At 71.2% G+C, this 14884-nt stretch carries 13 protein-coding genes and 1 tRNA gene; 7 read left to right on the top strand and 7 right to left on the bottom strand.

The window, feature by feature from the left end; all coding sequences use genetic code 11:
- Positions 1-2: 2 nt before the first annotated feature.
- The 5 genes from ACFYQQ_RS03970 to ACFYQQ_RS03990 all read left to right on the top strand — a co-directional run bounded on the left by ACFYQQ_RS03970 (position 3) and on the right by ACFYQQ_RS03990 (position 3621).
- Positions 3-83: transfer RNA gene (locus ACFYQQ_RS03970), tRNA-Phe, on the top strand.
- Positions 84-494: 411 nt separating this feature from the next.
- Positions 495-1289 (top strand): AfsR/SARP family transcriptional regulator, encoded by a 795-nt coding sequence (locus ACFYQQ_RS03975; RefSeq protein WP_355794638.1) that lies wholly within the window; start codon positions 495-497, stop codon positions 1287-1289.
- A 108-nt stretch (positions 1290-1397) separates the two neighbouring features.
- The gene (locus ACFYQQ_RS03980) at positions 1398-1829 is read left to right on the top strand and encodes a hypothetical protein (protein ID WP_355794636.1); all 432 of its coding nucleotides are present in this window, start codon (positions 1398-1400) and stop codon (positions 1827-1829) included.
- A 25-nt stretch (positions 1830-1854) separates the two neighbouring features.
- On the top strand, positions 1855-3399 hold the full coding sequence (locus ACFYQQ_RS03985; protein WP_388903269.1) for an acyl-CoA carboxylase subunit beta: 1545 nt from the start codon (positions 1855-1857) through the stop codon (positions 3397-3399).
- Positions 3400-3432: 33 nt separating this feature from the next.
- A complete protein-coding gene (locus ACFYQQ_RS03990) occupies positions 3433-3621 on the top strand; it encodes an acyl-CoA carboxylase epsilon subunit (protein WP_355794183.1) in 189 nt (62 codons plus the stop codon).
- A 119-nt stretch (positions 3622-3740) separates the two neighbouring features.
- Here ACFYQQ_RS03990 and ACFYQQ_RS03995 read toward each other — a convergent pair whose 3' ends face one another.
- Together ACFYQQ_RS03995 and ACFYQQ_RS04000 are read right to left on the bottom strand one after the other, a co-directional pair.
- Positions 3741-5069 (bottom strand): class I SAM-dependent RNA methyltransferase, encoded by a 1329-nt coding sequence (locus tag ACFYQQ_RS03995; protein WP_388903273.1) that lies wholly within the window; start codon positions 5067-5069, stop codon positions 3741-3743.
- A 110-nt stretch (positions 5070-5179) separates the two neighbouring features.
- Positions 5180-7243 (bottom strand): APC family permease, encoded by a 2064-nt coding sequence (locus ACFYQQ_RS04000; RefSeq protein WP_355783306.1) that lies wholly within the window; start codon positions 7241-7243, stop codon positions 5180-5182.
- A 378-nt stretch (positions 7244-7621) separates the two neighbouring features.
- Between ACFYQQ_RS04000 and ACFYQQ_RS04005 the strand changes: the two genes are divergently transcribed.
- Both ACFYQQ_RS04005 and ACFYQQ_RS04010 read left to right on the top strand, forming a co-directional pair.
- Positions 7622-8293: a TrkA family potassium uptake protein gene (locus ACFYQQ_RS04005; protein WP_355783312.1), complete on the top strand. Its 672-nt coding sequence runs from the start codon at positions 7622-7624 to the stop codon at positions 8291-8293.
- A complete protein-coding gene (locus ACFYQQ_RS04010; protein WP_355783304.1) occupies positions 8293-8970 on the top strand; it encodes a TrkA family potassium uptake protein in 678 nt (225 codons plus the stop codon). The genes ACFYQQ_RS04005 and ACFYQQ_RS04010 overlap by 1 nt, the downstream gene beginning before the upstream one ends.
- A gap of 69 nt (positions 8971-9039) precedes the next feature.
- Here the strand turns inward: ACFYQQ_RS04010 and ACFYQQ_RS04015 are convergent, their stop codons facing one another.
- The 5 genes from ACFYQQ_RS04015 to ACFYQQ_RS04035 form a co-directional block, all read right to left on the bottom strand.
- Complete coding sequence (locus tag ACFYQQ_RS04015) at positions 9040-9759, bottom strand: DUF3159 domain-containing protein (protein ID WP_355783301.1); 720 nt, start codon at positions 9757-9759, stop codon at positions 9040-9042.
- Positions 9760-9762: 3 nt separating this feature from the next.
- Positions 9763-10161: an OB-fold nucleic acid binding domain-containing protein gene (locus ACFYQQ_RS04020; RefSeq protein ID WP_355783298.1), complete on the bottom strand. Its 399-nt coding sequence runs from the start codon at positions 10159-10161 to the stop codon at positions 9763-9765.
- A gap of 46 nt (positions 10162-10207) precedes the next feature.
- A complete protein-coding gene (locus ACFYQQ_RS04025; protein WP_355783296.1) occupies positions 10208-10924 on the bottom strand; it encodes a response regulator in 717 nt (238 codons plus the stop codon).
- Positions 10912-13464, bottom strand: a complete 2553-nt coding sequence (locus ACFYQQ_RS04030; RefSeq protein WP_355783293.1) for a sensor histidine kinase KdpD — start codon at positions 13462-13464, stop codon at positions 10912-10914. The genes ACFYQQ_RS04025 and ACFYQQ_RS04030 overlap by 13 nt, the downstream gene beginning before the upstream one ends.
- A 150-nt stretch (positions 13465-13614) precedes the next feature.
- Positions 13615-14835 carry an alginate lyase family protein gene (locus ACFYQQ_RS04035; protein WP_388903279.1) on the bottom strand — a complete coding sequence of 407 codons (1221 nt, stop codon included), beginning with the start codon at positions 14833-14835 and terminating at the stop codon, positions 13615-13617.
- Positions 14836-14884 lie beyond the last annotated feature (49 nt).

A 14884-nucleotide genomic window follows, 5' to 3' on the forward strand; every position in this document is an offset into this window, starting at 1 on the left:
CCGGAGCGGCTCAACGGGGACCAGAGAGCAATCTCACGGTCGGGCCCAAAAAGCCCACGCAGGTTCGAATCCTGCCCTCTCCGCTCGTCGTATACGCGCCCGGCTTCCCGCGGCCCCGCCCCACCGGCCCGCGCGGCCCCGGTGCCGCACACCGTCGGTGACCCCCGCGCCGACGGACACCCGCGCCCCGGCGCACCGCCCGGCACTGGGCGGTGCGCCGGGGCGCAAACACGTTCGCACCTATCACCCCTTCCGGTTGACCTCTCCCGTATGGCAACCGCGCAGCTCAGCGCCCCTGCCGACAGGACTCGGACTCGTTCAGCAGAAAAATACCTTCTCAAAGGAATTATTTTGTGCCAGGATGGAGTCGGGAGGAAACCCCGGGACGGAAACGGGCCCGGGAGACCGCCATGCGGCCTCGGCCGCAGAGGTGGACCGCCGTGACCGGCGGCCCCCCGACCACTCTCTGCCGCACTGATCGCCAAGGGGGAAACATGCTGACGTTCTCGATCCTCGGGGCACTGCAGATCCGCACCGCGTCGGGACCGGCCGAGATCTCCGGCGATCTGCAACGGACCCTGGTCCAGACGCTGCTGGTCAGCGAGGGCCAGTCGGTCTCCGGTGAGGCACTGGTCGAGGAGATGTGGGGCGAGGGCGCCCCGGACAACCAGGCAAACGCCCTGCAGGCCCACGTCAGCCGGCTGCGCCGCAAGCTGCGCGGCCTGGAGCCCGACCGCACCACCTCGCGCGTCACCATCCACCCCTCGGGCTACCGCCTGACGGTCAACGAGGGGGAACTGGACGCCGCCGAGTTCGTCGGGACGGTCCGCCAGGCCGAGACCCTCGGCTCGGGCTCACCGGAGGAGGCGGCCCGGTTACTGAGGCGGGCCCTGGCCATGTGGCGGGGGCCGGTCTTCGGCGGCTTCACCGGCGGGACCGTCTGCCAGCTCGCCGGCGCCCGCTACGAGGAGTACCGCATGCGGGCCATGGAGCTCCGCTTCGACGCCGAGCTGCGGCTCGGTCGGCACGCCGCCGTCCTGGCCGAACTCGCCGAGACCCACACGAGCCACCCGCTCAGGGAACGCTTCTGCGAGCAGCTGATGATCGCCCTGTACTGCGCGGGCCGTCAGGCCGACGCCCTGGACGTGTTCCGCCGTATGCGCCGCCACCTCGCCGACGAACTCGGCATCGAGCCCTCCCCCGCGCTGCGGCAGGTCGAGAGCGCCATCCTGTCCCACGACCCGGCCCTGTCCGGTGACGTGCGCGCTCCCCTGCTCCAGCTCACCTGACGCCACCGGCCCCCGCACCGCGTAAGCGGCACGTCAGCCGCTGGTCAGCACCGCCTGGAACGATCCGGATCGGAAGTGGAAACCGCCCCCCGACCTTTGGAGAACCACATGACCACGAGCCAGTCGCCGGCCCGCGCCGTGACGACCCGGGGGCGCGCGGAGGCCGCGCGTCCGTTACGCCTCTTCCTCGGCCTCGACGCCGTCGTGACCGGCGGCAACGGCCTCATCTACCTGTTCGCCGCCGGTCCGGTGGGAGACCTGCTCGGCCTCGGCACCGGCTTCCTCCGCGGCATCGGCGTGTTCCTCACCGCCTACGGCGCACTGGTCGCCCTGCTGGCCGCCCGTCCGGTGCCGTCCACCACGGCCACCAAGGTGGTCATCGAGGCGAACCTGCTGTGGGCGGTCGCGAGCGTGGCCGCCGTGGTCTTCGGCTGGCTGGACCCGAACACCGTCGGCACGGTGTGGACCCCGCTCCAGGCGGCCGTCATCGCGGCCTTCGCCGTGCTCCAGATGAACGGCCTGCGCCGGCTCGGCAACTGACATCCCGTCCCATCCAGGGGGAGACATGAGGTCCCACGTCGCGGAGCTGGCCGAGATACGCCGCCAAGTACTGGCCGGCCCCAGTGAGAAGGCGACGCGGGCGCAGCACGCCAAGGGCAAGCTGACCGCGCGCGAGCGCATCGGCCTGCTGTTGGACGAGGGCTCGTTCCGCGAGGTCGAGCAGCTGCGCCGGCACCGGGCGACCGGGTTCGGCCTGGAGGCCAAGAAGCCGTACACGGACGGTGTCATCACCGGCTGGGGCACGGTGGAGGGCCGTACGGTCTTCGTCTACGCCCATGACTTCCGCATCTTCGGCGGCGCGCTGGGCGAGGCCCACGCCACCAAGATCCACAAGATCATGGACATGGCCATGGCGGCCGGGGCGCCGCTGGTCTCCCTCAACGACGGCGCCGGCGCCCGCATCCAGGAGGGCGTCACCGCGCTCGCCGGGTACGGCGGCATCTTCCAGCGCAACACCCGGGCCTCCGGCGTCATCCCGCAGATCTCGGTGATGCTCGGCCCCTGCGCCGGAGGTGCCGCCTACTCCCCCGCCCTCACGGACTTCGTGTTCATGGTCCGCGAGACCTCGCAGATGTTCATCACCGGCCCGGACGTCGTCAAGGCGGTCACCGGCGAGGAGATCACCCAGAACGGCCTCGGCGGCGCCGACGTGCACGCCGAGACCAGCGGCGTCTGCCACTTCGCCTACGACGACGAGGAGACCTGCATCGCCGAGGTGCGCTACCTGCTGTCGATGCTCCCGCAGAACAACCGGGAGAACCCGCCCGCGGTGCCGTGCGACGACCCGCACGACCGTCGCTGCGACACTCTCGCCGACCTGGTCCCGGCGGACGGCAACCGGCCGTACGACATGGCGGAGGTCATCGAGGAGCTCGTCGACGACGGCGAGTACCTGGAGGTCCACGAGCGCTGGGCGCGCAACATCATCTGCGCGCTGGCCCGTCTCGGCGGGCAGGTGGTGGGCGTCGTCGCCAACCAGCCTCGGGTCTCCGCCGGTGTCCTGGACATCGAGGCCAGCGAGAAGGCCGCCCGCTTCGTGCAGATGTGCGACGCCTTCAGCATCCCCATCGTGACCCTCCTGGACGTGCCCGGGTTCCTGCCCGGCGTCGACCAGGAGCACGGCGGCATCATCCGCCACGGCGCCAAACTGCTGTACGCATACTGCAACGCAACGGTGCCGCGGATCTCGCTGATCCTGCGCAAGGCCTACGGCGGCGCCTACATCGTCATGGACAGCCAGTCCATCGGCGCCGACCTCACCTACGCCTGGCCCACCAACGAGATCGCCGTCATGGGCGCCGAGGGCGCGGCCAACGTCATCTTCCGCCGCCGGATCGCCGAGGCCGAGGACCCCGAAGCCATGCGGGCCGAGCTGGTCAAGGAGTACAAGGCGGAACTGATGCACCCCTACTACGCGGCCGAGCGGGGCCTGGTCGACGACGTCATCGACCCCGCCGACACCCGCGAAGTCCTCATCCGCTCACTGGCGATGCTGCGCACCAAGCACGCCGACCACCCCGCCCGCAAGCACGGCAACCCCCCTCAGTGACGGCACAGCCGCCCCCCCAGTGACGGAGGTCCCATGCTCACTCCCCCGCCCCCCATCCGCATCGAGAAGGGCCAGGCCACGGACGAGGAACTGGCCGCCGTCGCGGCCCTGCTGCTCAGCCGTGCCGCCCGGGCCGGCGTCGACACGCAGGCGTCCACCCCCGGCACCACCTCCTGGCGCCCCCACGCCTTCCACGCCCCGCACAGCTGGCAGACGCCCTGAGCGGTGACGCGCCGAAGCGCCGGACCGGCCCCCTCCCCGCGGGGCCGGTCCGGCGCTTCGGCGCCCCCGGCTCCTGTCCGGCCACCGGCCACGCCCGACCGCCAAGGAGAACCCGCAGGTCAGATGGCCTTCGAGGCAGGCTCCAGGATCGCCACGCACTCCACGTGATGCGTCATCGGGAACAGGTCGAACGCCCGCAGCGTCCGCACCTTGTAGCCGCCGTCGCGGAAGTACGCCAGGTCGCGGGCCAGGGCCGCCGGGTCGCAGGCGACGTACGCGATGCGGCGGGCGCTCAGGGACGCCAGGTGCTCCACCGTCTTCTTGCCGGCGCCCGCGCGCGGCGGGTCGAGGACGATCAAGTCGACCTCGGTGATGCCGGTGCGCGGCAGGACCGACTCGACCTTGCCCTGCTCGACGCGCACGCGCTCGAACCCGGCGAGGTTGTGCCGGGCGTCCTCGACGGCGCGCTTGCCGGACTCGATGCCGAGGACCGCGCCCTTGTCGCCGAGGCGGTCGGCGAGCGCGCCCGCGAAGAGGCCGACACCGCAGTACAGGTCGAGCGCCATGTCGCCCTTGCGCGGCAGCAGGCCCTGCATGACGGCCTTGACCAGGGTGTCGGCGGCCTTCGGGTGGACCTGCCAGAAGCCGCCGCTGCCGACCCGGTAGGTGCGGTCGTCGGCGCGCTCGCGGACGAACGCGCGGCCGTGGACGCGGTGGATGCCGCCGTCGTGCTCCTCGACGCGCATCACCGAGACCGGCCGGTCGAGCTCGACCAGGGGCAGCCGGGCGCCCGGGCGGGGCTCCAGGATCACCATGCGGTCCTGGGACCCCGTCGCGGCGATGGCCTCGACGGACTGCATCCCGGCCCAGTCGCGCTGCTCGATGCCCAGCTCGCTCACACCCTCGGCGGCGATCATGCAGTGCTCGATCGGCTCGACCTCGTGCGAGCGGTGGCGGCGCAGCCCCGCGTTGCCGTCCGGGTCCACGGCGTACTGCACGCGCGTGCGCCACGAGGGCACCTCGCCGGGGGGCAGCTTGTCGCCCTCGGCGGGCATCACCGTGCCGTCCCAGCCGGCCTCCTCGGGCGTGAGACCCGCGAGGCGCTGCAGCTGCTCCGCGACGACCTCGCCCTTGAGCCGCCGCTGGGCGCCCGGCTTGGCGTGCTGCCAGTCGCAGCCGCCGCAGCGTCCGGGGCCCGCGTAGGGGCAGGGCGCCTCGACGCGGTCCTTGGACGCGTCGATGACCTCGACGGCGTCCGCCCGCAGGAAGCGTGCGCCCTCCTCGCCCTCGGTCACCCGGGCGCGGACCTTCTCGCCGGGCAGCGCGTGCCGGACGAAGAGGACCTGGCCCTCGGACGTACGGGCGATGCAGTGCCCGCCGTGGGCGACGGGGCCGATCTCGACCTCGTACTCCTCCCCCACCAACGACTTCTTCGGTTCTGCCTGCATGGCGGGGTGACTCCAGATGCGAAAAGGGGGACGGCCGGACAACAGCCCACCAGTCTACGTGGACGTCGCCCGGCCGTTCACCACGAGCCGTTCGGCCCGCTCGGTCCGTCTCAGGTCTTGGGGCCCTGGGACTCCTTGTGGGACTCCTTGTGCCGCTCCTCGGCGGGTCCGCGGCGCACCGCGCCGGGCGCGTTCCACTCCTGGCGCCTGCGGGCGCGCTTCTTGGCGGCCTCGGAGGACTCCAGCTGGTAGGGCACGGAGGTCACCATGACGCCGGGGGTGAACAGCAGGCGGCCCTTGAGGCGCAGGGCGCTCTGGTTGTGCAGCAGGTGCTCGTACCAGTGGCCGACCACGTACTCGGGGATGATCACGGAGACCGCGTCGCGCGGGGACTCGCGGCGCAGGCCCTTCACGTACTCGATGACGGGCCGGGTGATCTCGCGGTAGGGCGAGTCGAGGATCTTGAGCGGGACGGTGATGCCGCGCCGTTCCCATTCCTCGCGGAGGGTCTTGGTCTCGGCGGGGTCGACGTTGACGCTGAGCGCCTCGAGGGTGTCGGAGCGCATCAGCTTCGCGTAGGCGAGGGCGCGCAGCGTCGGCCGGTGGATCTTGGAGATCAGGACGACGGAGTGGACGCGGGAGGGGCGGACGCTGTCGTCGGAGGGGCCCTCGGGGGCGGCGATCTCCTCGGCTACCCGGTCGTAGTGCTTACGGATCGCGCTCATCGTGGCGTAGAAGATCACCATGCCGAGCAGGGCGACCCAGGCGCCGTGGGTGAACTTGGTGACGAGGACGACGACCAGGACGAGGCCGGTGAAGAAGGCGCCGAAGGCGTTGATCGCGCGGGAGCGGACCATGTGGCGGCGCTTGTTCTGGTCGCGTTCCGCGGCCAGGTGGCGGTTCCAGTGCCGCACCATGCCGGTCTGGCTGAGCGTGAAGGAGACGAAGACGCCGACGATGTAGAGCTGGATCAGCCGGGTGGAGTCGGCTCCGTAGATGACGACCAGGAGGGTGGCGGCGCCGGCGAGGAGCACGATGCCGTTGGAGAAGGCGAGGCGGTCGCCGCGGGTGTGCAGCTGACGCGGCAGGTAGCGGTCCTGGGCGAGGATCGAGCCGAGCAGCGGGAAGCCGTTGTAGGCGGTGTTCGCGGCGAGGAAGAGGACCAGCGCGGTGGCGGCGGCGAGCACGATGAACAGGAAGCTGCCCTTGCCGAAGACGGCCTCGGCGACCTGCGAGATCACGGGGTTCTGCACGTAGTCGGCGCCGACCGCGACGCCGTTGTGCAGGAGGTCGTCGGCCGGGTTCTCGGCCATGCGGACCTTGGTCACCATGGCGAGCGCGATGATCCCGCAGAACATGGTGACGGCGAGCAGGCCCATCGCGGCGAGGGTGCTGGCCGCGTTCTTGGACTTGGGCTTGCGGAAGGCCGGGACGCCGTTGGAGATGGCCTCGACACCGGTGAGCGCGGCACAGCCGGAGGAGAAGGCGCGCAGCAGCAGGAAGACGAGGGCGAAGCCGGCGATGCCCTGGTGCTCGGCGACGATGTGGTAGTCGGCGGTCGGCGCGCGCATGGTGTCGTCGAGGACGAGCCCGCGGAACGCGCCCCAGGCGATCATGATGAAGACGCCCGCGACGAAGACGTAGGTGGGGATCGCGAAGAGCTTGCCCGACTCCTTCACGCCGCGCAGGTTCATCAGGGTGAGCAGCACGATGACGGCGACCGCGCAGAGAACCTTGTGCTCGACGACGAAGGGGACGGCGGAGCCGAGGTTCTCGATGCCGGAGGAGATGGAGACGGCGACGGTGAGGACGTAGTCGACCAGCAGGGCGCTGGCGACGGTGAGTCCCGCCCGGGGACCGAGGTTGGTGTTCGCGACCTCGTAGTCGCCGCCGCCGCTGGGGTAGGCGTGCACGTTCTGGCGGTAGGACGCCACGACCGTGAACATGAGCACGACGACCGCGAGCGCGATCCACGGGCTGAAGTGGTAGGCCGACACACCCGCGATGGACAGGACCAGGAGGACTTCTCCGGGTGCGTACGCCACGGAGGAGAGCGGGTCGGAGGCGAAGACGGGGAGTGCGATGCGCTTCGGCAGGAGAGTCTCTCCGAGCCGGTCACTGCGCAGTGCGCGCCCGATCAAGATCCGTTTGGGCACGTCGGTCAGTTTGGACACGCAGAGGATCGTAAGGGTTCGAACGGGCGGCCGCCCACCCGCCACCCTGCATCTGCCCTACGAATGAAATCACTGAGGGTTCCCGCTGCGGATTCCGTGGTCGACGAGATCCGCATGCCTATATGACAAAACCCCATCCACTGCTGCTTCTGGAGGTTCCATGCACACGACCGCGGAGCTCATCGGCGCCGCCGCCGGACTGGTCGGCCTCGGAATCCTGACTCTTGTCAGTGTGCGCAGCATCAGCCGCCGTTGAGGAGGAAAACCGCAGGCGACGTGCACAGGGGTGCCCTGCGCGCACCGCGCGTGTGTAGCTTGGGCGGCGGTCTGAGACCCTGTTCCACCTGAGCCGTGACCATTGACATCGGAAGGACGGTCGTGCACATCGTCATCATGGGCTGCGGAAGAGTGGGATCCGCTCTTGCCCAGACCCTGGAGCAACAGGGGCACACGGTCGCCGTGATCGACCAGGACCCCACCGCCTTCCGACGACTGGGCTCCGGGTTCGGCGGACGCCGTGTCACCGGGGTCGGCTTCGATCAGGACACCCTGCGCGAAGCGGGCATCGAGGAGGCCGGCGCGTTCGCCGCCGTCTCCAGCGGTGACAACTCGAACATCATCGCCGCCCGGGTGGCCCGCGAGATGTTCGGCATCGAGAACGTCGCGGCCCGTATCTACGACCCGCGCCGCGCCGAGGTCTACCAGCGCCTCGGCATCCCGACCGTCGCCACCGTCCGCTGGACGGCCGACCAGATGCTGCGCCGGCTGCTCCCCTCGGGCGCCGAACCGCTGTGGCGCGACCCCACGGGCGGGGTGCAGCTCGCCGAGGTGCACGCCTCCGCCGCCTGGGTGGGCCACAAGATCAGCCGGCTCCAGGACGAGACCGGGGTGCGCGTCGCGTTCCTGACCCGTCTCGGCGAGGCGATGTTGCCGTCCTCGCAGACAGTGCTGCAGGAAGGTGACCTGGTGCACGTGATGATGCGCACGGACGACGTCGAGAAGGTCGAGGCGGCGTTCGCCGAGGGCCCTGAAGAGGAGGCCGGTCACTGATGAGGGTCGCCATTGCCGGTGCCGGTGCCGTGGGCCGCTCGATCGCGGGCGAGCTCCTGGAGAACGGTCACGAGGTCCTGCTGATCGACAAGGCGCCGACCGCCATCTCGGTCGAGCGCGTCCCGCAGGCGGAGTGGCTGCTCGCCGACGCCTGCGAGATCACCTCCCTGGACGAGGCGGCGCTCCAGCGCTGCAACGTGGTCATCGCGGCCACGGGCGACGACAAGGTCAACCTGGTCGTCTCCCTCCTCGCGAAGACCGAGTACGGCGTCCCGCGGGTCGTGGCCCGCGTCAACAACCCGAAGAACGAGTGGCTCTTCAACGAGTCCTGGGGCGTCGACGTCGCCGTGTCGACCCCGCGTCTGATGTCGGCGCTCGTCGAGGAGGCCGTCAGCGTCGGCGACCTGGTGCGGCTGCTGCGCTTCAGCCACGGCGACGCCAACCTGGTGGAGCTGACGCTGCCGCCGGAGTCGGCGCTGGCGGGCACGCAGGTCGGTGACGTCGAGTGGCCCGAGGACACCTCGCTGGTCACGATCATCCGGGGCACCCGTGTCCTGACCCCCTCCCGGGAGGACTCCCTGGAGGCGGGCGACGAACTCCTCTTCGTGGCGGCGCAGGCCCGCGAGGAGCAGCTGGAGGACCTGCTGTCGGTGCGCCGCGAGGAAGCGACGAGCTGACGCACGGCGGTACGACGAAGGGGGCGCCCGGACCTGGTCCGGGCGCCCCCTCCGTCGTACCGGTGACGGCTACTCGGCGGATCGGGTGGCGGCCTTCTCGGCGCGCTCCGCGCGCTCCTGGGCCTCCATCTCCGCGAACACGTCGATCGGCGCGGGCGCCTTCGCCAGGAAGACCCAGGTGAGCCAGACGGCGAGGAGGAAGGGCGGGATCTTCAGGGCGACCAGGACCCAGCCGAGCTGCGTGGTGTCGGCCCACCAGTACAGCGGGAAGAGCACCGCGCACTTGGCGAGCAGGATCAGCCCCCAGGCCCAGCTGGCCTTGGCGTACGCCTTCTTGCGGCCGGGGTTGCGGGTGCGCCAGGAGAGGTTCTCCTTGAAGACCGGGCCGAGGATCAGGCCGATCAGCGGGACCCCGCACAGGGTGGTGACGATGTACGCCAGCGCCAGGCCCAGCGTGTAGAGCATGCCCGGCAGGTAGAAGTCCTTCGCATTGCCGGTCATCATCGCGAAGACCACGCCGAACGCGACACCGAAGACGCCGCTGAAGGCGTGCTTGACGGTGTCCTTGGTGACCAGCCGCACCACGACGAGCAGCAGGGACACCGCGAGGGCGGCGATCGCCGACCAGTGCAGGTCCTTGGTGAGCGTGAAGATGGTGACGAAGAGGAGTCCGGGCAGGACCGTCTCGACCATGCCCCGCACGCCGCCGAAGGCCTCGAAGAGCGCGGCCTCGGTCACCGCCCTGGAGTCCTGCTGGGCGTCTTGGGTCGGCTTGTCGAGCGACGTCACCGGCTACTCCCGTCCGAGCGGTCTGAGTTCGTACTTCGGGTTGAACAGCACCCTACGGCCCCGGCTCATCGAGACCCGGCCCGATGCGATGAGTTTGCGGCCCGGTTCTATGCCCACGATGGAGCGCCTGCCGAGCCACACCACGTCCAGGGCGGCCGAGCCGTCGAACAGCTCGGCCTCCAGGGCCGGGACTCCCGCCCGCGGCCGCAGCGTGACCGTGCGCAAGGTACCAGTAACCGTGACGATCTGCCGGTCCTGGCAGTCACCGATGCGCGTGCACCCGGTGGTGTCGGTGTCCTCCCGCAGCTCCTCCGACTCCAGGTCCTCCTGGGAGGTGGAGAGCCGGTCGAGCATGCGCCGGAACCGGCCCACCGGCTTTTCGGAACGAGGAACAGCACTCATACCGAAAGCGTACCGGGGGGTGCCGACAGCTACGTACCCGCGCAGGTCAGCGTTCGAACCGGTAGCCCATGCCGGGTTCGGTGACGAAGTGCCGCGGGTGCGCGGGGTCCGGCTCCAGCTTGCGGCGGAGCTGGGCCATGTAGACCCGCAGGTAGTTCGTCTCGGTCCCGTAGGACGGCCCCCACACCTCCTGGAGCAGCTGCCGCTGGCCGACCAGGCGGCCCGTGTGGCGCACCAGGACCTCCAGCAGGTGCCACTCGGTCGGGGTGAGACGTACGTCGTGGCCCTCGCGGCGGACCTTCTTGGCGGCGAGGTCGACGGTGAAGGCGTCCGTCTCGACGATCACGTCGGGCTCGTCGTCCGCGACGGGCTCCGCACGGCGCACGGCGGCGCGCAGCCGGGCCAGCAGCTCGTCCATGCCGAACGGCTTGGTGACGTAGTCGTCCGCTCCCGCGTCCAGGGCCTCGACCTTCTCGTCGGAGGAGTGGCGGGCGGAGAGCACCAGGATCGGCACGCGGGTCCAGCCGCGCAGCCCGCGGATCACGTCGACGCCGTCCATGTCGGGCAGTCCGAGGTCGAGCACGACGACGTCCGGGGGCCGGGCGGCGGCGAGCCGGAGGGCGGTGGCGCCGTCGGGGGCCGCCTCCACCTCGTACTTGCGGGCCCGCAGGTTGATCACGAGGGCGCGGGTGATCTGCGGTTCGTCGTCGACCACGAGCACTCTCGTGGGGGTCCGGGCGTCCGCCCCGTTCAGGCGCCGCATGGGGCCCGCCTTTCGTCCGTGTCGGTGGTCGTGCCGGGCGGGCGGTCCACGGCGCGCAGGGTGAGGACCATGGTGAGGCCGCCGCCCGGGGTGTCCTCGGCGTGGAGGGCGCCGCCGACGGCCTCGGCGAACCCCCGGGCCACCGCGAGGCCGAGCCCGACCCCGGTGCCGCGCGGGGCGTCGCCGTGGCGCTGGAAGGGCGCGAAGATGCGGTCCTTGGCCTCGTCCGGGACGCCGGGGCCGCGGTCCACGACCCGGACCTCGACGCGGTCGGCGAGGGCGCTGGCGAAGACCCGTACGGGTTCGCCGGGAGGGCTGTACTTGACGGCGTTCTCGACCAGGTTGGCGACCGAGCGCTCCAGGAGTCCCGCGTCGACGGCGACCATCGGCAGAGTCTCCGGGATCTCCAGCCGCACGCTGTCCTCCGGGACGCCGCCGAGGGCCATCGGCACCACCTCGTCGAGGTCGACCTCGCGGATCAGCGCGGTGACGGTGCCGGTCTGGAGGCGGGACATGTCGAGGAGGTTGCCCACCAGGTGGTCGAGGCGGTCGGCGCCGTCCTCGATGCCCTCCAGCAGCTCGGCCCGGTCCTGCTCGGACCATTCGACCTCGTCGGAGCGCAGCGACGAGACGGACGCCTTGATGCCGGCCAGCGGTGTGCGCAGGTCGTGGCTGACGGCCGCGAGCAGGGCGGTGCGGATGCGGTTCCCCTCGGCGAGGGTGCGGGCCCGGTCGGCCTCGGACTGCAGGCGTCGGCGGTCCAGTACGACGGCGGCCTGGGCGGCGAAGGCGGCGAGGACGCGCCGGTCCTCGGCGGGCAGGACCCGTCCCGAGAGGGCGAGCGCCAGGTGGGCGCTGACGGGCACGTCCACGTCCGCGTCCTCGGGCCGCCCGGGAGGCTGCGGGCCCGCGCTGCCGGCGCAGGTCCAGGGGTCGACGTCGCTCGTACGCTCCAACAGCGCCGCCGACTCCATCCCGAAGGTCTCCCTGACCCGCTCCAGCAGGGCCTCCAGGCTGGTCTCGCCGCGCAGCACGCTGCCGGCGAGGAAGGAGAGTATCTCCGACTCGGCGCGCAGCCGGGCCGCCTGGTGGGTCCGCCGGGCGGCGAGGTCGACGACGGAGGCCACCGCGACGGCGACGCCGAAGAAGACGGCGATCGCCAGGATGTTCTTGGGGTCGGAGACGGTGAGGCGATGCAGCGGCGGGGCGAAGAAGTAGTTGAGCAGCAGCGAGCCGAAGGCGGCGGACGCGAGCGCCGGGAGCAGTCCGCCGAGCAGCGCGGCGGTGACGGTGAGCGACAGGAACAGCAGCATGTCGTTCGCGATGCCGAGGTCGGTGTCGGTGTGGGTGAGCACCACCGCGAGGAGAGCCGGTCCGGCCAGGCCGGTCAGCCATCCCCAGATGATCCGGGAGCGGCCGAGCCGTGCGCCCCGCGCGACCGGAAGGCCGCGCCCCCGGGCGGCCTCCTCGTGGGTGACGATGTGCACGTCGAGGTCGGGGCCCGACTCGCGGGCGACGGTGGCGCCGACGCCCGGTCCGAAGGCGTACTGCCAGGCCTTGCGGCGGGAGGAGCCGAGCACGATCTGGGTGGCGTTGGCGCCGCGGGCGAAAGCGAGCAGGGCGGCGGGCACGTCGTCGCCGACGACGTGGTGGAAGGTGCCGCCGAGGTCTTCCACGAGGGTGCGCTGGAGGGCCAGCTCCTTGGGTGAGGCACTGGTCAGCCCGTCGCTGCGGGCGATGTAGACGGCCAGTACCTCGCCGCCTGCGCCCTTCTCCGCGAGGCGGGCGGCCCGGCGGATCAGCGTGCGCCCCTCGGGGCCGCCGGTCAGACCGACAACGATGCGTTCGCGGGAGCCCCAGATCCTGGAGACCCGGTGCTGGTTGCGGTACTCCGTCAGGCGGGCGTCGACGCGGTCGGCGACCCACAGCAGCGCCAGTTCGCGCAGTGCGGTCAGGTTGCCGGGGCGGAAGTAGTTCGAGAGGGCGGCGTCGACCTTCTCCGGCCGGTAGACGTTGCCGTGCGCCATGCGGCGGCGCAGTGCCTCCGGGGACATGTCGACCAGTTCGATCTGGTCCGCGTGGCGTACGACCTCGTCGGGGACGGTCTCGCGCTGCCGTACGCCGGTGATCGACTCGACCACGTCGCCGAGGGACTCCAGGTGCTGGATGTTGACGGTCGAGACGACGTCGATGCCGGCGGCCAGCAGTTCCTCGACGTCCTGCCAGCGCTTGACGTTGCGCGAGCCGGGGACGTTCGTGTGGGCCAGTTCGTCCACGAGGGCGACGGCGGGGGCGCGCCGCAGTACGGCGTCCACGTCCATCTCGGTGAACCGGGAGCCCCGGTGGTCGAGCTCCTTGCGGGGGACCTGCTCCAGGCCGTGCAGCATGACCTCGGTGCGCGGCCGGTCGTGGTGCTCGACGAAGGCGACGACGCAGTCGGTGCCCCGCTCCGCCCGGCGGTGCGCCTCGGACAGCATCGCGTACGTCTTGCCGACGCCCGGTGCCGCGCCGAGGTAGATCCGAAACTTGCCGCGTCCCATGGCCTCATTGTCTTCCCGTGCCGGCGATGTCCGCCGCGTCGACCATACGGCCGATGATCCCGGCCGAGGCGCCGGTGGGCCGGGTGAGGGGCGACCTTGACGCAACCCTGACGGCCGGACGCACGGGGGCCCGGCCGTCGGGGTCCGCGGTCAGTTCGGGTTGTCCCCGTGGGTGAGCGTCTCCCACGCCACGAAGAGGTTGTTGCTGCCCGCCGGGCGGTTCTGCTGGGTGAGCGCCTGGGTGTTGGTCATCGCGTGGCCCAGGCGGTTGTGCATGGCGTTGTAGCCGACCTCGGTGACCGGCCCGAGTCCCAGGTGCAGGGACCCGCCGCACAGCCAGCCGGGGACGGCCTCGCCGAGCTGGTACCGGGACTGGAAGCCGAGGGCCTGCCGCAGCCGCTCGCCGACGTCCGTGGTGTAGAGGTCGGTGCCCTGGATGCGGCTGGTCTCGGCGACGTGCGAGATGGCGGAGATGCCGTACCCGGTGTGCGTGAAGTCGCGGCAGGTCTCCTGGGTGAGGCCGGTGACGAAGGTGGACTGCCCCTGCCAGTAGTTGACGATCTTCGCGGTGGTGTCGAGGTTCTGGCTGGGGACGGTCTTCGGCACGGAACCGTCGGAGGCGAGGTAGACGTAGGCGGCGGTGCGGGTCCGGAACTTGGCCATGGCCTTGTCGTACGAGGTGCGGTCCTCCAGGAAGACGGAGATGCCGACGGCGGCCTCCATCATCGACAGCTCCCAGTTCCCGTTGGAGTTGGAGCCGTTGATGATCTCGGGGAGGTAGACGTCGCGGAGCATGGTCGCGAAGCGGCCGGAGTTCGCCCAGGTCCCGGTGTACGTGTACTTGATGATCTCGGCGGCCCTGGGCCAGGAGGAGCCGGCCCAGCCGGTCTGCAGGGGCGCGTTGCTGTTGGTGTGGTCCCTGATGGTGGCCGACCAGGCGTCCATCAGCTCGATGGACTTGCGCGCGTACCGCTCGTCCCGGGTGATGTACCAGGCGAGGGCGTCCGTGTACGCGGCTATCGCGTCCTCGCGCTCGTCGGTGCAGCCGTAGTTCGGGTTGGAGTAGGAGCCGCATTCCACGGTCGCGCGGGGCGTGGGGGTGCGCGAGAGGGAGGCGTACTTGCTCGCCATCATCTGGTCGAAGGCGGCCTTCCAGGGCTGGGCTCCGGCGTTGACCTGGGTGCGCGCGAAGTCCAACTGGCTCTTGGAGACGGTCACTCCGGGGTGGGCGAAGACCGCCGGGGCGGCCTCGGCCCGGGGTGCGGCGGGCCAGGCGAGGAAGCCGCCGACCAGGGCGGTGGTCACGGCGGCGACGGTGGCGAGCAGGGCCGGACGCCGTCTGCGCCGGTGGGTTGCGGGGGTCTCGGGCATGTGGGGGGCCATCCGTTCTCGTATGTGAACGATGAGCGCGTCTTTGAAC

The sequence above is a fragment of the Streptomyces sp. NPDC005496 genome (genome assembly GCF_042872045.1).
Lineage (GTDB): Bacteria > Actinomycetota > Actinomycetes > Streptomycetales > Streptomycetaceae > Streptomyces.